This window comes from Siphonobacter sp. (assembly GCF_048595215.1).
Classification (GTDB): Bacteria; Bacteroidota; Bacteroidia; order Cytophagales; family Spirosomataceae; genus Siphonobacter.
This window is the reverse complement of the sequence record NZ_JBMDWJ010000197.1, coordinates 38,961-58,892: the sequence shown is the minus strand read 5'-3', so window position 1 is coordinate 58,892 and position 19,932 is coordinate 38,961. Positions and strand designations below refer to the sequence as shown.

General features: G+C 48.0%; 19 protein-coding genes. 10 read left to right on the top strand and 9 right to left on the bottom strand.

Annotated elements, in window-relative coordinates; genetic code table 11:
* Positions 1 to 764: 764 nt before the first annotated feature.
* Positions 765 to 1,436, top strand: a complete 672-nt coding sequence (locus tag ACOJTG_RS12165; protein ID WP_104713244.1) for a superoxide dismutase — start codon at positions 765 to 767, stop codon at positions 1,434 to 1,436.
* 187 nt (positions 1,437 to 1,623) lie between these two features.
* Positions 1,624 to 1,845 carry a hypothetical protein gene (locus tag ACOJTG_RS12160; RefSeq protein WP_094813548.1) on the top strand — a complete coding sequence of 74 codons (222 nt, stop codon included), beginning with the start codon at positions 1,624 to 1,626 and terminating at the stop codon, positions 1,843 to 1,845.
* Positions 1,846 to 1,913: 68 nt separating this feature from the next.
* Here the strand turns inward: ACOJTG_RS12160 and ACOJTG_RS12155 are convergent, their stop codons facing one another.
* Together ACOJTG_RS12155 and ACOJTG_RS12150 are read right to left on the bottom strand one after the other, a co-directional pair.
* Positions 1,914 to 2,318 (bottom strand): DUF983 domain-containing protein, encoded by a 405-nt coding sequence (locus tag ACOJTG_RS12155; RefSeq protein WP_420154054.1) that lies wholly within the window; start codon positions 2,316 to 2,318, stop codon positions 1,914 to 1,916.
* A gap of 103 nt (positions 2,319 to 2,421) precedes the next feature.
* Positions 2,422 to 3,279 carry a helix-turn-helix domain-containing protein gene (locus tag ACOJTG_RS12150; protein WP_420154053.1) on the bottom strand — a complete coding sequence of 286 codons (858 nt, stop codon included), beginning with the start codon at positions 3,277 to 3,279 and terminating at the stop codon, positions 2,422 to 2,424.
* Between the two features lie 224 nt (positions 3,280 to 3,503).
* Between ACOJTG_RS12150 and ACOJTG_RS12145 the strand changes: the two genes are divergently transcribed.
* Both ACOJTG_RS12145 and mnmA read left to right on the top strand, forming a co-directional pair.
* Complete coding sequence (locus ACOJTG_RS12145; protein WP_420154052.1) at positions 3,504 to 4,493, top strand: isopenicillin N synthase family dioxygenase; 990 nt, start codon at positions 3,504 to 3,506, stop codon at positions 4,491 to 4,493.
* 160 nt (positions 4,494 to 4,653) lie between these two features.
* On the top strand, positions 4,654 to 5,766 hold the full coding sequence (mnmA, locus tag ACOJTG_RS12140) for a tRNA 2-thiouridine(34) synthase MnmA (protein ID WP_104713258.1): 1,113 nt from the start codon (positions 4,654 to 4,656) through the stop codon (positions 5,764 to 5,766).
* Between the two features lie 229 nt (positions 5,767 to 5,995).
* On the opposite strand, the gene ACOJTG_RS12135 is transcribed toward mnmA, so the two are convergent.
* The 3 genes from ACOJTG_RS12135 to ACOJTG_RS12125 form a co-directional block, all read right to left on the bottom strand.
* The gene (locus tag ACOJTG_RS12135; protein ID WP_420154051.1) at positions 5,996 to 6,961 is read right to left on the bottom strand and encodes a LiaI-LiaF-like domain-containing protein; all 966 of its coding nucleotides are present in this window, start codon (positions 6,959 to 6,961) and stop codon (positions 5,996 to 5,998) included.
* A gap of 72 nt (positions 6,962 to 7,033) precedes the next feature.
* On the bottom strand, positions 7,034 to 7,321 hold the full coding sequence (locus tag ACOJTG_RS12130) for a LiaI-LiaF-like domain-containing protein (RefSeq protein ID WP_420154050.1): 288 nt from the start codon (positions 7,319 to 7,321) through the stop codon (positions 7,034 to 7,036).
* Between the two features lie 36 nt (positions 7,322 to 7,357).
* Positions 7,358 to 7,753: a PspC domain-containing protein gene (locus tag ACOJTG_RS12125; protein ID WP_420154049.1), complete on the bottom strand. Its 396-nt coding sequence runs from the start codon at positions 7,751 to 7,753 to the stop codon at positions 7,358 to 7,360.
* Between the two features lie 497 nt (positions 7,754 to 8,250).
* Here ACOJTG_RS12125 and ACOJTG_RS12120 point away from each other — a divergent pair, with 497 nt between their 5' ends.
* A complete protein-coding gene (locus ACOJTG_RS12120) occupies positions 8,251 to 9,096 on the top strand; it encodes an SDR family NAD(P)-dependent oxidoreductase (protein ID WP_420154048.1) in 846 nt (281 codons plus the stop codon).
* Positions 9,097 to 9,245: 149 nt separating this feature from the next.
* Positions 9,246 to 9,854 (top strand): Crp/Fnr family transcriptional regulator, encoded by a 609-nt coding sequence (locus tag ACOJTG_RS12115; protein ID WP_420154047.1) that lies wholly within the window; start codon positions 9,246 to 9,248, stop codon positions 9,852 to 9,854.
* On the opposite strand, the gene ACOJTG_RS12110 is transcribed toward ACOJTG_RS12115, so the two are convergent.
* The 4 genes from ACOJTG_RS12110 to ACOJTG_RS12095 form a co-directional block, all read right to left on the bottom strand.
* Positions 9,842 to 10,384: an HD domain-containing protein gene (locus ACOJTG_RS12110; RefSeq protein WP_420154046.1), complete on the bottom strand. Its 543-nt coding sequence runs from the start codon at positions 10,382 to 10,384 to the stop codon at positions 9,842 to 9,844. The two genes, ACOJTG_RS12115 and ACOJTG_RS12110, sit on opposite strands and share 13 nt — an antisense overlap.
* Before the next feature lie 318 nt (positions 10,385 to 10,702).
* Positions 10,703 to 11,284 carry a helix-turn-helix domain-containing protein gene (locus ACOJTG_RS12105; RefSeq protein WP_420154045.1) on the bottom strand — a complete coding sequence of 194 codons (582 nt, stop codon included), beginning with the start codon at positions 11,282 to 11,284 and terminating at the stop codon, positions 10,703 to 10,705.
* 50 nt (positions 11,285 to 11,334) lie between these two features.
* The gene (locus tag ACOJTG_RS12100) at positions 11,335 to 12,516 is read right to left on the bottom strand and encodes a DUF5690 family protein (protein WP_420154044.1); all 1,182 of its coding nucleotides are present in this window, start codon (positions 12,514 to 12,516) and stop codon (positions 11,335 to 11,337) included.
* Between the two features lie 415 nt (positions 12,517 to 12,931).
* Positions 12,932 to 14,158 carry an ABC transporter permease gene (locus ACOJTG_RS12095; RefSeq protein WP_420154043.1) on the bottom strand — a complete coding sequence of 409 codons (1,227 nt, stop codon included), beginning with the start codon at positions 14,156 to 14,158 and terminating at the stop codon, positions 12,932 to 12,934.
* Positions 14,159 to 14,333: 175 nt separating this feature from the next.
* On the opposite strand from ACOJTG_RS12095, the gene ACOJTG_RS12090 reads away from it, so the two are divergent.
* The 4 genes from ACOJTG_RS12090 (at position 14,334) to ACOJTG_RS12075 (ending at position 19,739) form a co-directional block, all read left to right on the top strand.
* Positions 14,334 to 15,518 (top strand): exo-beta-N-acetylmuramidase NamZ domain-containing protein, encoded by a 1,185-nt coding sequence (locus ACOJTG_RS12090; protein ID WP_420154042.1) that lies wholly within the window; start codon positions 14,334 to 14,336, stop codon positions 15,516 to 15,518.
* A gap of 151 nt (positions 15,519 to 15,669) precedes the next feature.
* Entirely contained in the window at positions 15,670 to 17,202 is a 1,533-nt protein-coding gene (guaA, locus tag ACOJTG_RS12085; protein ID WP_420154041.1) for a glutamine-hydrolyzing GMP synthase, read from the top strand.
* A 178-nt stretch (positions 17,203 to 17,380) separates the two neighbouring features.
* The gene (locus ACOJTG_RS12080; protein ID WP_420154040.1) at positions 17,381 to 18,061 is read left to right on the top strand and encodes a hypothetical protein; all 681 of its coding nucleotides are present in this window, start codon (positions 17,381 to 17,383) and stop codon (positions 18,059 to 18,061) included.
* Positions 18,048 to 19,739: a S8 family serine peptidase gene (locus ACOJTG_RS12075; protein WP_420154039.1), complete on the top strand. Its 1,692-nt coding sequence runs from the start codon at positions 18,048 to 18,050 to the stop codon at positions 19,737 to 19,739. The genes ACOJTG_RS12080 and ACOJTG_RS12075 overlap by 14 nt, the downstream gene beginning before the upstream one ends.
* The last annotated feature ends 193 nt before the right edge of the window (positions 19,740 to 19,932 follow it).

The window sequence follows — 19,932 nt, the reverse complement described above, 5'->3', positions numbered from 1 at the left end:
CGTCTTACAGTCGATCACTGGAGCCTATACACACCAGGAACAAGCAATGGAGAATCGTTCTGTTCATTTAGTTTCCGTATTTCCCGGATTAATCTAATTACAGAACCAATCTAGCTCCCTGCTCCTCTGGGCTAATTTCGCCAGTACCGGTAAAATTCTGAAAGATCAGAGGCAGATTTTTAAAAATATTTGGCAAAGGGTGGCGAATACCATTCGGATTTTGCACAAATCTGGATGAGAACAAAACTATTCATAGCAAATGGGAAGAAATGACGTATGTATTAAATAAGTACAAATCTCAGAAAAGGGCTGACGGAATACTTTGACCTAAATCAAACAATTAAAATTAAAGCTTATTTTAATGTAGCGATCGCGAAAATCGACTTACTGTTCAATTCTAAAGACATTTTGGGACGATCTTCCGCTAGTACCCTTCGCTGCGACAAAGGTCCTTCTTCCCAGGCGGTGACTTCATATCCATACGAAAGATTTTTGTATGAAAACGAAAGATACGTCACTCATCCGGATTCTGAGGGGTCGACTGTAAGGGATAAATCATCGTTTAAACGCTATACAGGCGATCTTTTGCCGCCGGGCCGTGCCAGGTCTATCCGTCGAAAGCACGGTTTGAGCGTTGACCAACATAGCTGTCAATCCACAAAAGTTTATTACCGAAACGCTTGTAGCCTGAAATGGTACAGATATTTTTGCCTTTGAGCTGCACCTAAGCAGTGTTTCAGATCCTTAAGAAACCATTTTCAACCATGAAATTTAAATCCCTTTTGGTAGCCGGCCTGCTGGCTTCGGCTTTTCAGGTTTCGGCACAGTTTACTCAAGCTCCTCTGCCCTACGCCTTCGACGCGTTAGAACCTAGCATCGACAAGCAAACGATGGAAATTCACTACGGTAAACACCACAAAGCGTACGTTGATAATCTAAACAAAGCCGTAGAAGGCAAACCCGAAGCTTCACAGACCATTTTTCAGGTGGTGAAGAAAATTGATAAAAACACGGCTCCGGCCATCCGCAACAACGCCGGTGGTCACTGGAACCACACCTTTTTCTGGAATACAATCGGCCCCAAACGCGGTGGCAAACCTTCCGGTGAATTAGCGGAAGCGATTAATAAATCATTTGGTACCTACGACAAATTCGTGGAGGAGTTCAATAAAGCAGCTACTACTCGGTTCGGTTCAGGCTGGGCTTGGCTGATCGTAACGCCGGATAAAAAACTGGCCGTTGTTTCAACGCCTAACCAGGACAACCCATTGATGGCACTGGCTGAAACGCCCGGTACACCAGTGATCGGTTTGGACGTATGGGAGCACGCCTACTACCTCAAGTATCAGAACAAACGTCCGGATTATATCAAAGCTTATTGGGACGTAGTAAACTGGGAAGCGGCGGCTAAAAATTACGCTGACGCTGTGAAATAAGCTTTTTCAAGTCAAAAAAAAGGATGGTTTCGTCAGGACGGAGCCATCCTTTTTTTGTTAGGAATTGCGTGCTCAACCTCGCTTTGGTACGGTAATCAGGACCTGCTTCCGATGGTGGAAAGCTTTTTTCGGGTAACCGCAGAAATGCTTCCCTTTGTAGCGTCATTCTCGTAAAAGCCCTATTTCTATGTTTAATCTCATCTCCATTCTACTCGGCATCGTAGCCTTCGTCATTGCTTTGGCAGGACTCATTCCCTTCATTGGTATTGTCAATTGGGTCGCCCTTCCCGTTGCGTTCATTGGTCTGGGCTTCGGAGCTTTTTCGGAAAGTAAAACGGGTCGTAACCTCAATATCTTCGTACTCATTGTAGCCATCCTTCGACTGATGCTCGGTGGAGGAATTCTGTAAGGCGGTATCTAAAAAAAGACCTCCCATTGCTGGGAGGCCTTCTGCAAACAGGTACTACGCAATAAACACTAGACCGCTGGTTTTAAGCCCACGGCTTTTTGCTGGGCTTTAGCGGGGTCGTAATCGACAAATAGATTAAGCCAGGTACGACGAGCCAGACGGAAAAACCAGGGCATCAACAAAATCAAAGTCGGAACCAGAAAGACCAGGAAATAATCGAGGTCCAATTTCAATACGTACGTATAGACTACAAAAGCCGTCATACACCAGGCTACGTACAGAGCGTAGCTCACGTACAAAGCTCCCCAGTAAAAACCGGGCTCGGGTACTAACGTTTCGTTACAATGCGGGCAATGGTGGTGAATTTCGTCAAAATGACGCTGGAAGGAAGTCTTGGTTTTGAAGAAATCTCCCTGGTGGCATTTCGGACATTTATTAAAAGCGATGCTGTATAATTTCGAATTAAGTGCCATGATCGTGAAGGTTCAGAAGAAAATCCCTTTCTGATTCCTGATACAAAGATACATTCTTCCTTCTTCTTACGTAAGGTATGAATACGGACAAGAATGGTACAAATCAACGATTTTGCGATTCTCGGAAATCCAGTGGCGTCTGTCCCGTATGGGTTCGAAAGAAACGAACGAAGTACGAAGGATCTTCAAAATGCAACAGATAGCCAATTTCCTTGATGGACAAAGCCGTATGCGTCAGTAAACGTTTCGCTTCAATGATAATTCGTTCGTAGAGCAACTGGCTGGCCGTTTTGCCCAGTAGTGTTTTACAAATATTATTGAGGTGGTTGGGACTGATGTGTAATTGCTCAGCGTACGTTTTTACTTCCCGAACGTCCAGAAACTGTTCTTCCAGTAACTCTTCGTACTGCCGGATGCGGTCGTAGTAGTGGGTCGATTCCCCCGGCCACTGGTTTTGATACACGCGGTTCGCCTTCTCCAGGATAATGTGTAAGTACGAAAGAAACACCTCCGATCGATTGATTTCCGCCGCCGCATATTCCTGATACATCAGCTCGTAGAGGGAGACAAATGTTTCGTCCGTCACTTCCAGTAAGGGTCGATGCTGGTGGGAGTGGTAAAAAGGATACGCAAACAGACGATTGGGAAAACGGCTACGAAAGTAATTCGGCTCGAAAAAAAGATTATAGCCTTTAATATCCGGTGAAAGTTCCCAGCTGTGTACCTGACCCGGCGTTAAGAAATACAATTGGTGAGGTCCCACCTCGTACGTACGAAAGTCGATGGTATGCGTTCCATGCCCTTCCTTGATCCACATTAGCAAATAAAACGTGTGGGAATGCGACTTGTCGATGCCTTTGAATTCACGCACCAGTTTTTCGAGCGGCGTCATAAAAAAAGGTACATCGGGCTCGTACCGCTGGAAAGCTTGAATGTTATAAGTAGGGAATTCGGTGCTCATACGTTTCAATTCAGGCATAGGGATATCAACCGGACGGTCGATATCATGGGCAATGTTCGGGATAAAAACGCCAGAGGCAAGCTTAATGGGCGAATTTAACGGTGAGCCGGCCTTCTGATAAGCTCCTGTCCGGTAGCGATCCATTTTCATTCAACAAACGCAAAATCGCAGCACCTACGCCTAAACTTGCTTACTTTTGTACAACACTTTATCCCTAGTATACCATGGAAAGTCTTCAGAATGACGCTCTCTTAGACGAAATCCCATCGCTGGATCTGGCTGATTTTACCTCGGGTGATGCCGAGCGAAAAGCCAAATTTGTAGCTGATTTGGGCCGGGCGTTTAACAATATCGGTTTCGTTGCGATTAAAAACCACGGTCTTACGGCTGAGTTGCAAGATCATCTATACGCAGCAGTAAAGGAATTCTTCTTTAAAGCTGACGACTACAAAAGAAAATACGAAGTACCGGGTATTGCCGGGCAACGGGGGTACGTGGGCAAGGGAAAGGAAACCGCTAAAGGTTTTAAAGTAGCCGATCTGAAAGAATTTTACCACGTCGGCCAGCCCCACCCTGCTACCGACGACGGCGATTCGGTTTGGGCGGATTATCCCAAAAATGTATTTCCAGAAGACCTACCGGCTTTTGAACAGTATACCGTACAAACGTATCAGACGTTCGAGCAAACGGGAAAAACGCTGCTGCGGGCCATTGCTCTGTATCTGGAATTACCCGAGGATTACTTCGAGGATAAGGTAAAGCACGGCAACAGCATTTTGCGGGCTCTGCATTACTTCCCCCTCGACCCCAATGTAGTGGAACCCGGAGCGGTACGGGCCGCGGCTCACGGTGATATTAACCTGATTACGCTGCTGATGGGAGCCAGTGCCGAAGGACTCGAAGTACTACGTCGGGACGGAGCATGGATTGGTATTACGGCCCTGCCCGACCAGATCATCGTTAATGTGGGTGACATGCTCGACCGCCTTACCAATCATAAACTGAAATCGACGATTCACCGGGTAGTCAATCCTTCGCGGGAAAAAATGAATACGTCCCGGTTCTCGATTCCCTTTTTTATGCACCCTCGCTCAGAGATGAATTTGACTTCACTGGAGAGCTGCATTGATACACAACATCCTAAACTCTATACGGACATGACCGCCGGAGAATTTCTGGACGAACGCCTGCTGGAGTTAGGCCTTAAAAAGTAGTACGTTTCAGGAGCAGTAATTGTCATTACTGCACTTTTCATTGAACTTTCAACCAAGGGTTTGGGTTGAAATGCACTCCCTTGGCATTACCAGTACTTTTATTGTAGTGTCTTTCACTACATCACTAATCGCAGGGCTTTGAACCCTGGCCGGATTCATTATGAGCAAACACGGACGGATTCTGGTCGCCATGAGTGGCGGCATTGATTCTTCACTGGCAGCGGTCCTGCTGCACGAACAAGGTTACGAAGTCATCGGTATGACGATGAAAACCTGGGACTACGCCAGTTCCGGGGGTACGAAAAAAGAAACGGGCTGTTGTAGCCTCGATAGCATCAACGATGCCCGTAACGTAGCTGTACAGCTGGGCTTCCCGCACTATATCCTTGACATTCGGAATGAATTTGGGGATTATGTAATTGACCATTTCACGGGTGAATACCTGGAAGGGCGTACGCCTAACCCCTGCGTTTTGTGCAACACGCACATCAAGTGGGACGCTTTGTTACGGCGGGCTGATAAGCTCGACTGCGAGTTCATTGCCACGGGTCACTATGCGAACCTGCGGGAAGGAAACGGCGGTCCGTCGCACGGTCGCCATATCGTATCGAAGGGTTTGGATACCTGGAAAGATCAGAGTTATGTACTCTGGGGAGTATCGCAGGACAGTCTGGCCCGTACTAAACTTCCTCTAGGTAATTTCCGTAAGAGTGAAATCCGCGAAATGGCGAAAGAACGCGGTTTCTTTGAGTTAGCCAGCAAGGCGGAAAGCTACGAGATCTGCTTTGTACCGGATAACGATTACCGCGGTTTTCTAAAACGCCGTATTCCTACCCTGGAAGCGGAAGTAGCCGGCGGTAACTTCGTCGATCAGGAAGGAAAAGTACTGGGCACGCACGAAGGCTATCCGTTCTACACCATTGGCCAACGCAAAGGCCTGGGTATTGCTCTGGGTTATCCCGCTTTCGTTACTGAAATTCGGAAAGACAGCAATGAAGTGGTATTAGGCCGTGACCGCGATCTGGAACGGACCGGCATGATGGTCAGTCAGCTGAATATGCAGAAATACGCCGAACTGACGCAGCCTCTGGAGACGATTACGAAGATTCGGTATAAACACGAGGGAACACCGGCCATCATTACGCAAACCGGTGGGCAAATGGAAGTACGCTTCCACGAACCCGTAACCGGCGTAGCTCCGGGTCAGGCAGCCGTTTTCTACGAAGGCGACGACGTGGTAGGCGGCGGCTGGATTACTAAAGCCCTACGGTAGGTTTTTAGTACCTATACAGATAAAAAAACCACGAAATTTGCAGTCAAAACATCGTTTGATCGGTGTCTCAATACTGTAAATTTCGTGGTTTTTTCTTTTAGATAAACTGTCCTGATGAAGTAAAAAGGTCCGTAGCAAAGCTTGCTACGAACCAAAGAAATCACTAAAACAGAGCTTACCTTTACGAGTTTATCCTGACAAAACCTTTAAACGGCCGCCGCTCAAAACCCTAGTACCTTTCCACTTTCCACTCCGCAATACCTCCTTCAAAGCGGATATTGATTTTTTTCTTGGCACCCGCATAGCCAGGCGTTTCGTAAGCATCACCCTGACGCGTAAATCCGTTGAAATCTTTTTCCGTCAAAGCACCCCGGGTAGTGATCCGGCAACCCACGGATTGCGGTACCTTGATTTTTACACTCGCCACACCCGCATTTACTTCCACGTCCGTCTGATCGGTTTTATCGCCCAGTTTCAGATCCATTTCGGCGGCTCCGGTGTGCAGACTTACTTTACTAATTTTAAAAGGCGTCAGATCAAAATCGGCTTTTCCTGCCCCTACTTTCATATCCAGATTCCAGAGCGGTTGCGGATTAAGGCGTACGGCAACATTGTTATGCGAGTGTTCTTCGTCCCAGTTCCACTTCTTACGCCCCTTCATGCTTAGTACTACTTCGCTGGCTCCGTTCACACTCGTGCTTTTCAGCGACAGATTACCCATATCCAGATCGCCATCGGCCTCTACCAACTGTTTATCCGTAGTACCCATGGTAAACTCCGCCGCTCCGCCTTCGAGCTGAAAACTAGCCGCATTAACACTATCAGTCATGGGTTCGGCCAGGTATTGCTTACCACCACTCCGTTCTGAATCGCGGTTTTCGTACGATTCTTCTGATTCATCGTCATGATCATCATCGTCCCAGCTTCCATTCCAGTGAATATTGTCACGTACCCGGTCCCGTACTTTCGTAGCAATGAACAAGGGAACGCAGATGGCCAGTAAAATCAGGGTCGCTACCGTGACATTACGGTTCGATTTACCCCAGATCATGTTTACGCCCAGTACCACAAACAAGAGGGGCCAGAGCCGGAAGAGTTCACCGAAATGAAAGTCGAACCAGCCCAGATTTCGTCCCAGGAACAAAATTCCCAGTAGTACGAAAAATCCGCCGAGTAATAGATTTTTAGCATTCATAGCATGAAGGCCCCTAAGCGGTGCCCGTTAAAGAGAGATGACAGCAATAGCGTAGTTGAAGGAAAAACGTTATCAGGCAAAGGGTTCAGCGGGTGGCTGAGGCGGTTGCGGGGGTTGCGGGGGTTGCGGGGGTTGCGGTGCAGCTGGATCGGCTGGAAAGGACCCTGTAGTGTGCGGCGGATCGTAAGGCGGTTCCTCTTTTTTCCGAACCAAGAGCCAGATTCCCAGTATAATCAATGCCACGGGCCAGTATCGCCGTACGGAATGCCAGTGGATATAAAACCACCCCAGTTCCTCGGCCAGTTTGATAATGCCGTAGGCGATGAAAGCCAGACCTACGAGTACGCGAGAAGGTGTCATGCGTGTGTTTGGTTATGGGTAAGTGTAACGCTGGTACTAGGCAATTCTTTCCTTAATCTGATCTTTGAAAATCAGTACCAGACCAACAGCAATTAATGACAGAGGCCAGGCTTTGTCCCAGTCGAACCAGGTAAACTCGTCCAGTAGAAACAGGGAGCCAAACAAAATCGCGGCAATACCCCAGGCTTTCGAATTATGCGTACGGGGCTGCGAAGGGTTCACTTCGGCTTCTACGGCATACGCTCCCTCGATTCGTTTGGGAAGGGCGATCCACAGGATGATATAGGCAATGACGAAAGGAGCGTGCGTGAAAATGGCACCCAGTACAAATAGTACCCGTACCAGAGCTACATCGACATTTAAGTAAGCAGCCAGACCAGCGGCTACCCCACCAATCATTTTATGCGAAGGAATGCGTTCTAAACGGTTCATGACTTTATATCGTTAGTAGTGAATGATAAACGTTGAAAAAGCGGTTCATTGTTCGCTTTGTTGATTCAAAGGTGGCAATTGAATTGGTTCAACGGAAGTCAATCGGGCCGGATGGTTTCTTTCCGTGGATCAACGGACTATTTTATGGATAGAACTTGGTTATACCCAGTACCTCCGGGATTTTTGAAGGATTACTGCCTTTTTTTTCGTCCTTACCTGATAAAACAGGTATTTCTACGTAAAGAAAAGCGAGTCTACGGTATCAATTTTGTGAGATCAACCTTCTGCCTTTTCGAATTTCGCTTGTGTACATAAAAGTCATGAGTCAATCATGACGATACTCCCTCTGGCATTGCTGGTTTAGAGTAAGACTATTTCCGATTCAAATAGCTATCCAACTCACAAACACGAACCCATCCAATCGGATGGGTTTCTTTTTAACTGTATCTTACACTGGCCGTCTTTTTTTAACGAATCGGTTATTGAACCTTTGTATTATGCCCTACACTGCTCTCATTACCGGAGCCAACTCTGGCCTTGGACTGGCCACTGCTCAGGCTCTAGCTCGTCAGAATTTTGATCTGATATTTCTGGTACGTTCGCGTGAGAAGGGCGAATGGGCCCGTCAGCAGGTACTTCAGCAGTCCCCACAGGCTCGTATCGAACTGTTCTTCGCTGACCTCACCAACCTGACCTCTTTACGTCAGGCAGCCGAAGCTATTCACCAACGCTACGACCACATTGACCGGCTGATCAACAATGCAGGCTATGCTCCTGCATCCATTGAATACACACCCGAAGGCTACGAAAAGAGCTTTATTGCGAATCATCTGGGTCACTTTGTACTCACCTTTGAGTTAGTTGATTTATTGCAAGCCAGCAGTGAAGCTCGAATCATCAATGTTTCCTCGGCAGCCCATGCCTTGGGCAAAGCCCGTCGTTTTTTTATGAAAAACAATACGGGCTTGAACATCTGGACTACCTACGGTGATGGCAAGCTGGCGAATATTCTCTTTACGCAGGAACTAGCCCGGCGGCTCGAGGGACAGTCCATTACGGCCTATGCTCTTCACCCCGGCGTCGTCAATTCGCAGTTTGGTCAAAATTTTCTGGGTAGCTGGAAAGTCGGCTTTGGCCTATTACGCCCGTTCATGATTACGCCCGAGGAAGGAGCCCGAACGGCGGTATACCTGTCGACGGCTGCTTTACCCGAATCATACAACGGAGGATACTTTAGCAAATCACGCCCTACGCGTATTCTCAACGCCGACGCCAATGCTTTTAATGGGCAGTTGCTATGGAAACTCAGCGAACAGGCTGCCGGTATTCGCTGGTTGTCCTGATCCCCGTTCCGGGCGGGCTCATAAGGCTTCTACGTACATTCGTCGCATTCCTTTTCCAGGAATGCCCCTTAGCCCGTACTTTAGTCTGACCTTTCAGCCCAGACTACTGGCTTATTGAAGGGAAGCACTACTCTGACTGACGAAACGATATGAGTGATTCCCATGCTGCCTATACCGTATTGCGGACGTATTTGTTAGATAAAACTGATTTCTCGGAAGAAAGCTTATCGACCATTTTCAGTTATTTCCGCCTAAAAAAGGCCGCTCGCTACGAATTTTTATTGACTTCGGGTGAAGTTTGCCGGCATCTGTACTTTGTGAGTCGGGGCAGTTTTCGCCTGTTCTACACGCAACCCGACGGAGCCGAAGCCACACGGTATTTTGCTCTGGAAAATACCTTCGGTACGGCCCTGCAAAGCTTTTTGACACAGGAACCTTCTCTGGAAACGAATCAGGTACTAGAAAACTCGGACCTACTATTCATTAGCTACGAAGATTTTTATCACCTGCATGCTACCGTACCCGGCTGGGATGCGGTGTACCGTTATATCCTCGAAACGGCTTACATTATCAGTACCCGACGATTTGAAACCTTTCTATGCCTGGATGCCGCGGATCGCTATCGCTGGTTACTACGCATGCACCCTTCGCTAATTGAGCGGTTTTCTAACAAACACGTCGCCTCCTACCTGGGGCTTTCCCAGGAAACATTGAGCCGACTGAAATCGCGTATTGGCCGTAGTCTTCAACCTACCTGACGCTGTAAGTGTTGTAAAGCCATTAGGCGGTAAGGTTCCAAATCCAGTACAGGACGGCTGCGTAGGGGAGCTTCGTCGTCCCATTCCTTTACTTTCAGGCTCAGGTAGAAGTACGGATTTTTTTCGTAGGCTTTGGCCTCCCGTTCGGGCATGATTCCACCCTGCGTATACAATCGCTGTAAGCGGTATTCGTCCAGCTGCCGTACGCGTTCCGGAAATTTCCAACACAAATAGCGTTCGGCTTCAGTGTGCATCACCACCACCTGAGTCACTTTTTCCGAGAAACCATTGGCTCGCAGGTACTCCGAGCCAATACGACCGTAAGCCTGATACGGGTGACCCGCAGCCAATAACTGGCCGATGTCGTGGAAAAAGGCGGCCAGTACTACTTCATCGTCGTAGCCTTCTTCTTCGGCCAATTGAGCCGTTTGGATGGAATGTTCCAGCAAACGTTCGTCAACCACTTCATTGAATGATTGGTACAAACCTAACAGAGCATCGACGGTTGCCTGCATTTCAAAATTTTTCATAGTATACTAAGGATTAAGCTATCTGTCATGCGTAGAGGCGGCTTATCCAAATACACAAAAAGCGGCAGTACAAGGTTCTGCCGCTTTTCTTCAATCGTTTCATTCACTTAACCATAATGCGTTTCGGGCTGGATAAATCGCTCTTGTTTGGAACAAACTTACACCGCCAGCATTACGTCAATTTTAAGTAGCCGTGAACAAATTGATAGTTTTCCTTTGAGGTACGATCTAGCGGTAGGCATCTATACGACCCCCACGACAAATCAGGATGCAATGTTTTCAGTATTTTAACCCTTCTTACCTTCGAACGGCTCGGGTTTACATTTTTTCAGTGAAAAAATAGACGATTAAAAGGAGACTGTCTTCGTTGGTTTGATTGGACGATTTATGCGGTACTCGACCGTCAAAGAATAGCGAATCCCCTTCTTTTAACGCATGGGTTTCTTCGCCAATGATACACTCTACTTCTCCCTTTATCACGTAGTTAAACTCGTACGCATCGCTGGTTGTAGCCGTATTTTGCTGAGCTTGTGGTTTTACTTCCGCCAGTACAAAGTCCACGGCTAAGGGCGAAATTGTTTTCGTCAAAATGCGACGATAGGTAATGTGCGGAGCATCTTCTTGGTAGAAGGTCTGATACTCCTCTTTGCGTCGGACCGAAAGTTTTCCATTTCCTGATCCCTGTACCAATTCTTCAAAAAATACGTTCAAATCTATTCCCAATGAACGAATCAAATTGATAAGTACGAGTAGAGAAGGAATCGTACGATTATTCTCAATTTGGGAAATTAATGCCTTACTTACCTGAGCCCGATTAGCAAGCTCTTGTAAAGTAATACCCTGACTTTTCCGCTTTCCTTTAAGTTGGCTACTGATTTGAATTAAAATCTCTTCGTTCATGCAGTGGACAACGCTTCAGAGCGAGTAGCGTTGTTTTGGTTATTGATAATTTAAAAATTTGAGGATTTTTTGAGCTTTTTGGCAAAATAAATGGCGGAGATTACCAGTAAAAGCCCTGCAATTAGCGGAAGAAGGTAGGTAATACTGAGGTAAAACTTGAGCCAGGAAATGTCCGTATGACTGAAGTTTTTAAATACTAGAATGCCTACGCTTCCCAGGTACCCAGCGAAATCAGCCGAATAAAAGAGGAAGCCTACATTCGCTTTTTCACCCCGGATGGCAATGAGGCGTTCAAAAAGCATTCCATTAAAGGGAACGTATACCAGATAAATACCTAGTCCTACGCCAATCATCCATTCCAGCGGTTGAATTTGTCCCTGGAGGTATAACCAGGAAGCGAACGGAATCAAAACTATGCCCAGTGCAATGAAGACTAGGTTAGCCCAGAATGCCTTACGGTTATTGGAAATCACAAACAGCACGCCTACCAGTAGCGTCACAATTACCCCTACCCAACTTTCGGTTACGGAAAAAATACGGGGCGTGCGGATGCCCAGTTCCCGCCAAATTTCAACGGCAAAGTTGTCGCGAATATCCCGCAGCATGGAGATAATGACGTAAATAAGGATTAGTGAAATCAGACCCGGAGCCAGTGCGTTAAAGAAACGCCGACGGTCTTCCGCAGTCATAGGTAAGCGAGGTTTTCGGGCAGCAATGTCGGCTTGGGTTGGCGGCGGGGCAACCTGTAACATCCAGACAAAGAGTACCAGAAAGGGCGAAAAAGCCAAGCCTACAACCGCGGGCATCCAGTATTCGGATATCCCCCAGTTGAGTACCCAGACACCGACGGACTTTACCACACCGGAAGCGACAATGAAACTTAAACAGAGCCCCGCTCCAAGCAGATCGGTTAGGCGGCGGCCCTCCAGAAAGCTAAAGACCAGGCCATACACCAGTCCTAAAGCGAGGCCATTGAAAAACAATAAGAACCAATTGTACGGGGGCGGTAGTAAGCCAAACAGGATCAGAGCTAATTCGGCCGCTCCAATCACTAGTAAAATACGGGAAGATCGTTGCTCCGGGCGAGTCTCGGAGATGATTTTTATACCCATGCCTTTGGCCGTTGCGTACCCTAGAATCTGGGCAACGACCAGAATGATTTTATAATCGATTCCTCCCCATTGCATGGATTCGAACGTACCCGCAGTAAACGGCTTTCGAAAGGCAAACATGCAGAAGTACGTACCAAAAGCAGCTACGGTTAACCAAAGGGTTAAGAAGAAGGAATTGGTAATTTTTAATGGCTGTGTAAAAAAATCTCTAATACCCATACATCAATTCCCGTGATTGGCGAACGTAACTTCGCATTATTGTTTCAGTATAACTAAAACAGTTTAAGTTGAACTGAAAATAATGCGTTCGTTGGGACTTAAATAGTTCAGGTGGGGTAATAGAGCAGTAAGTATAGCTCTTTTTGAGCTAATTAATTTAACTCAAGAATAAAACAACATGTTTTATTAAAAGGAGATTATTTCTCCGTACCACTGGCTCATATGGCATCAATAAAATTCATTTCACGTAAAATATTGACGAAACACCTTTGATATCTATGATGAATTACTGAAAAATAGGTTTAATAGATTACCCTTACTTCGAAAAGCGAATCGCTTCGACTGGCCGCATGCGGGTAATAATAAAGGTAGGTAAGAGCAGCACGAGCGTGACTAATCCGAGTACGGCTAGGTTTAAAGCCAGTACTACGCCCCAGTTCATTTCGATGGGGACGTAACTCATGTAATAGTTTTCCGGGTCGAGCGGAAAAAGACGGTAGCGTTGCTGAATCAGACACAGGCCAATACCCAAGCCATTGCCAATCAGAAGTCCCTTTAGAATCATCGAAATTCCCTGCCACAAAAATACCTTACGAATCTGCCAGCTAGGACTACCCAGGGCCTTTAGCAAGCCAATCATTGGAATACGCTCCATGATGAGTACTAACAGTACCGATACCATATTAAAGCTGGCCACGAATAAAATCAGAGTTAGGAATACGCTGAGGTTACGATCCAGCAGGCTTAACCAGTCGAACAGGGGCCGGTATTCGTCGACTACACTTCGCAGATCCTGTTCGGGTTCGAGTAATTTGGCGATTTGGGCCTCCGCCGTCGGTAACTGCGTAAAATCCTTTACAAACACTTCGTACCCACCTACCGTATCCGGCCCCCAACGATTGAGCTTCTGTACGAGGCGTATATCACCCAGAATGAGCTGCTTATCCAATTCCTCCAGCCCCGTTTCATAGATCCCCGTAACGGTAAGTTTACGGGGCCGAGGCGGATTTTGAAGGAAATAAATGATTACGCCATCGCCGGGTTTGAGTTGTAACTGCTTGGCAATCGTCCGGCTGATCATCACCTGTTTCGAATCGGAGGTATCTTTCTGAAACGCAGGCAAAGCACCTTCCACCAGATTCTGCTGAAAAACATTCCAGTCGTAATCAGACCCTACTCCTTTAAAAAGTACGCCCTGAAGATCATCCGGCGTTTTCAGAATTCCCGCTTTGTGAGCTACCACTTGCAGGTGGCGTACAGCCGACAGGCTTTTGTACTGTTCACTGATCCGGGAATTGCGGGGCATCGCCGTTTCTTCGTACGACTGATTCAGCGTATACCGGGTAACTTTCAGGTGAGCCGACAGACTAAAGAGTTTTTCCTGAATGGTCCCTTTAAAGCCAAAGAGTACCGCAAAAGCCAGAATCATCACCGCCAGCCCAATTGCGATACTGGCAATGCCAATACGGGTTACAGTCGCCGAAAACAAGCGTTGTTCGGTACGGCGGCGTAAACGGGCAGCGAGAAAACGTGGAAAGTTCAACGAAAATAGTATTAGTTACTGGATGCTTATGCAGGTATGTTCAAAACCAATGAAAACCAGGTTTACGATTCAGATTTGATCGTTTTCTCCTTTTTTCCTGACTACAAAAGTAGCGGTTCCCGTGCTTTTCCAAACTTAGCGTTGGTTTTTCCGCTCTTTCCCCCGAAATTTGCACATGGTTTCTTTCCGTATCCCCTGTTTACTGGCCCTTTTCTTACTGGTGGTCGCCTGTTCGCGGCCCATTTTACACGCCCAGTCTGCTTCCAAGGTTACGCTCGGTATCGAGCGAACCAATGAGTATTTGCCCTTGCTGAAAGGAAAAAAGGTAGGACTGGTAGTCAATCATACCTCCATATTTCCCAATAAAACCCACCTCGCCGATTCTTTGTTGGCTCTGGGCGTACAGATTAAGACCATCTTTGGTCCCGAACATGGCTTTCGCGGCAAGGCCGATGCGGGCGAACTCGTATCGAGTGGCTTAGATCAGAAAACCGGCTTACCCGTCGTATCCCTCTACGGCTCGAATAAGAAACCCACACCCGACCAAATCAAGGATCTCGATATTCTTCTGTTTGACATTCAGGATGTCGGAGCCCGTTTTTATACGTATACCTCTACCATGCACTATGTCATGGAAGCGGCAGCGGAACAGGGCAAAACGGTACTGATTCTGGATCGGCCGAATCCCAATGGTCACGTAGTGGATGGCCCCGTACTGGACCGCAAGTTTGCTTCCTTTGTCGGACTTAATCCCGTACCTATTTCCCACGGTTGCACGGTGGCTGAACTAGCCGAGATGATCAATCAGGAAGGCTGGATGAAAAACGGGGTGAAATGCAAGCTCGTGACGGTTCTCTGTCAGAATTATACCCATCAAACGCCCTATACTCTACCCGTCGCTCCATCACCCAATCTGCCCAATCAGCAAAGTATTCTGCTGTACCCTTCCATCTGTTTGTTCGAGGGTACGGAAATCAGTTTAGGCCGGGGTACGGATACACAATTTCAGGTCATTGGCGGTCCTTCGCCGAAGTATGGTACGTACGAATTTACCCCGGTAGACAAACCCGGAGCCATGAATCCACCCAACGAAGGCGTGCGTTGCTACGGCCTGGATCTTCGGAAAGTCGATGCCTGGAAAGAAGGGTTTACACTGAAATACGTACTGGACTTTTATGCAAAAGCTCCGGATAAAAGCAAGTTTATCAACCGTCCGAAAGCCTTTGATCAGTTGGCGGGTACCGACCAGTTGCGGAAACAAATGGAAGCGGGCCTGAGCGAATCCGACATTCGGAAGAGCTGGGAGCCAGCGTTGAGTCAATACAAAACCCTTCGAAAAAAGTACTTACGATACCCTTGATAGTCGTTTGAGAAGGGGTTTAATGTTTGATAGGGTTTGAAGGTTGAGATCAAGTTTTAGACCTTATATTTCAAACTTCCAACCTTAAACCCCTCCCAAACGCAGAACTCTTTTTTTATCGATTCCTTACTGACCAATTGTCGGTACACACATGACTGAAAAAATTCTTATTCTCGATTTTGGCTCGCAGTATACGCAGCTCATCGCCCGCCGGGTTCGCGAGTTAAACGTGTATTGCGAAATTCATCCGTATAATCATTTTCCCGAACTCGACGCTTCTGTGAAAGGGGTTATCCTTTCCGGTAGTCCCTGTTCGGTACGCGACGCCGACTCTCCACATCCGGACTTGTCGCAGTTCCGCGGTCAGTTGCCTTTGCTAGGTGTTTGCTACGGAGCCCAGCTGCTGGCTCAAACCTCCGGTGGCGAAGTAGCTCCTTCTAAAATCCGAGAATACGGACGGGCCATGCTGCACTCGGACGATGCCAACCGTTCGGTACTGTTGCAAAACCTGACGCCCGAGTCACAGGTATGGATGTCCCACGGTGATACCATCGTAACGATTCCCGACAACTTTACCATCATTGGCTCCACGGAAACCGTACGCGTAGCCGCTTTTAAAATTGAAGGCGAAGAAACCTACGGCATTCAGTTTCACCCCGAGGTGACCCACTCGCTGGAAGGCAAGGAAGTACTGAAAAACTTCCTGGTGGACATCTGCGGTTGCAAGCAGGAATGGACGCCCGCTAACTTCGTAGATGAAGTAGTCGAGCAACTCAAGGAAAAACTGGGCAACGACAAAGTAGTCATGGCTCTTTCCGGTGGCGTCGATTCTACGGTAGCAGCCATGCTGATTCACCGGGCCATCGGACCGAACCTGTACTGTATCTTCGTAGATAACGGTCTGCTGCGGAAAGACGAATTCGAGCAGGTACTGCATTCCTACCAGGATATGGGCCTGAACATCAAAGGCGTAAACGCCAAAGAGCAGTTCTACACCGCTCTGTTTGGCCTAACCGACCCCGAAGATAAACGCAAAGCCATTGGCCGTTCTTTTATCGAAGTATTCGATCAGGAAGCTCACCTGCTAACCGACGTAAGCTGGTTAGGTCAGGGTACGATCTACCCCGACGTGATTGAATCGGTATCCGTGAAAGGTCCCTCCGCTACGATTAAATCACACCACAACGTAGGTGGCTTGCCCGATTTCATGAAACTTCAGGTCATCGAACCGCTGCGTACCCTGTTTAAGGATGAAGTACGTCGCGTGGGCCGTGAGCTGGGTATCGTGGAATCCATTTTGGGTCGCCACCCCTTCCCCGGACCGGGTCTGGCCATTCGGATTTTGGGTGATATTACTGCTGAGAAAGTAGCCATTCTCCAGGAAGTAGACGCCATTTTCATTGGCAAACTCCGGGAAAAAGGCCTCTACAATCAGGTATGGCAAGCCGGAGCTATTCTGCTTCCCATCCAGTCCGTTGGCGTCATGGGCGATGAGCGTACCTACGAACGCGTCGTGGCTCTGCGGGCCGTGGCCTCCGTAGACGGGATGACTGCCGACTGGGTACACTTGCCTTACGAGTTTCTGGCGGAAGTTTCCAACGAAATCATCAACCGGGTGAAAGGCGTAAACCGCGTCGTATACGACATTTCTTCAAAACCCCCGGCCACTATTGAGTGGGAGTAATCATACTACGAAAGCCGGAGGCTTTGCTCCGGCTTTTCGTTTTTGTTAAAAAGTTTGAAACGTGTAGCTCGTATACATGCTTTCAAACTTTTTTAACGTTACAAGAAAACAGTACCTTTAATTTTCGTTTTAATCATCGTTCAATACCCACCTAATTACTCTATCTCCATCCCTCTGTATGAAAAAGTTATACGCTGTCTTATTCCTTGCGTTGAGTGTCTGGTCTTGTAAGCCCGCCGAAACCGAACCGGCAACCGCTTACGATTACTTCCCACTCGAAAAAGGCAATTTTATTATTTACGATGTCACTCAAACGCAGTACGCCCTGGCTCAGGATTCGGTACGGTCACAGTATCAGATTAAAGAACTCGTAGCGGACGCCTTTACGGGATTAGACGGCGAACCCTCCTTCCGCCTCGAACGCTACCGCCGTACTAACCAGCAGCAGACCTGGGCCATTGATTCCGTATGGACGGCTCGTCGAACCCTGAATCAGGCCATTCGCACGGAAAACAACGTACCCTACGTAAAACTCTGGTTCCCGATCTATGTTAAACAAACCTGGAACGGCAACGTTTTGAATAGTAATGACCCGGACGAATACGAGGTGACTCAACTGGACGAACCACTAAAAATCGGCACAAACGATTTTTCTAAAACGCTGACGGTCGTACAGGAGAACAAAGTATCAGCCATTGATTTCGTAAATCGTAAAGAAATATACGCCAAAGGAGTCGGACTGATTTACCGGGAACGTACGGAACTGTATTACTGCCAGTCCGGCGATTGCTTTGGTCAGAATAAAATTGATTTTGGAACTCGCTTCATTCAGCAAATATCTAGTTATGGTAAAGAATAGAGGGCTTCGGGCTGGTTTATCGGCACTGTTAGCGTGTGCATTTTTCTCGGTTCAGGCCCAAACGACGGCCAAGTATCTGGTCGTATTCAAGGACAAAACCAATTCACCCTACGACGTCAATCGCCCGCAAGAGTTTCTATCCAAACGTTCCATTGAGCGTCGTTTCAAACAAAATCTGGTTGTTTCTGAACGCGACCTGCCGCCTAATCCAACCTACATTCAGGCCGTTCGGGAAAAAGGAGCGAAAGTCTGGTACAAAACCCGTTGGGCCAATGGCGTACTCGTTGAATGTACTCCTCAGCAACTGGAAGAGATCAAAACCCTGCCTTTCGTGGCCGGTAATGATGGTAACGTTCCTTTGAGTGCAGTACCCGTCACCACGACGCCGGGCATTCGTAGCGGCAGCAAAGCCTGGTCGGCTCACCTGCAACCGCTGGAAGCGTCTCCCCTTGCTTCTACCCCAAAAAATCCCAAAGCTCTGGATTATGGGTATTCTCAAGCTCAAATTGGTCAGATGCGAGTGGACTCGATGCACGCCCGGGGTTTCCACGGCGAAGGCATGTGGGTAGGCGTGATCGATAATGGCTTTCTGAGCGTCAATACACAGGCGGCGTTCAAACACCTGTTTGACGAAAACCGGATTCTAGGCACCTACGATTTCGTAGCGAATAACGCCAACGTATACGATCAGGGTACGCACGGCAACAGTGTACTCTCCCTGATGGCGGCTTACCTGCCGGGCCAATTAATTGGTACCGCTTATAAAGCCTCGTATCTGTTGCTTCACACGGAAGACAATTCCGGCGAAAAACGGCAGGAAGAAGCTTTTTGGCTAGCCGCTGCTGAATACGCTGATAGCGTGGGGGTAGACGTGATCAACTCTTCTTTAGGCTATTCGACGTTCGACAATCCGGCTACCAGCTATACCTATCAGGATCTGAACGGCCAGAAGGCTCTTTCGACCCGGGCCGCTAAATGGGCTGCTGAAACGGGTATTCTGGTAGTGGTTGCGGCGGGTAACGAAGGCAGCGATGCCTGGCGTTACATCACCGTACCCGCGGATGCGGATTCCATCATTACCGTAGGAGCCGTTGACTCACGCATGGCTCGGGCCAACTTTAGTTCCATCGGGCCAACGGCGGATGGACGCATGAAGCCCGATTTATCGGCCATGGGCTCCGGTAATGTAGTCATCAATGCCCTCAACGGACAGTTGGCTTCGGGCGGTGGAACTTCGTATGCCTCGCCCCTGCTGGCGGGTATGGCGACTAGTTTCTGGCAGGCGTATCCGTATCTGACCAACATGGAAGTGATTTCCTTACTCAAGCAATCGGCTCACAAGAACGAAGAACCGGACAACTTTCTGGGCTACGGTGTACCCAACTACCTGAGAGCGGAGCAGGCCGTACAGGCGTTCCGCAAGAAAGAAGGCGTACGCATTGTACCTAATCCCACGAGTGGCTCCCGCAATCCCATCGCCGAGTTGCCATTTAACGAGCAAAACCGTACGTACGCCGTAACCTTACTGGATACGCAGGGACGCATTTTCTGGGAAGGACAAGTTTCCGGTCGCCGGGCTGAACTTGCCATTGGATCGCTTCCGATGCCTTCGGGTATGTACCTGTTGCGATTCTCACGGGACGCGGAGAACTACACGGCCCGCTGGCTGAAATGGTAGGACATCCAGCATCTATCTCTAGTACACCCAGAAGCCGTAAAAGCATGACTTTTACGGCTTCTTTCATGAATAAGCAATTGGAAATGATTACACAGCCATTATTCGACTTACTTCATTATTCGAGTATAAAGTAGTACCCATTCCAGATTATAAAACGCCCCCTACAGCTTTGGTCTTGAGATTTGCCTGAAAA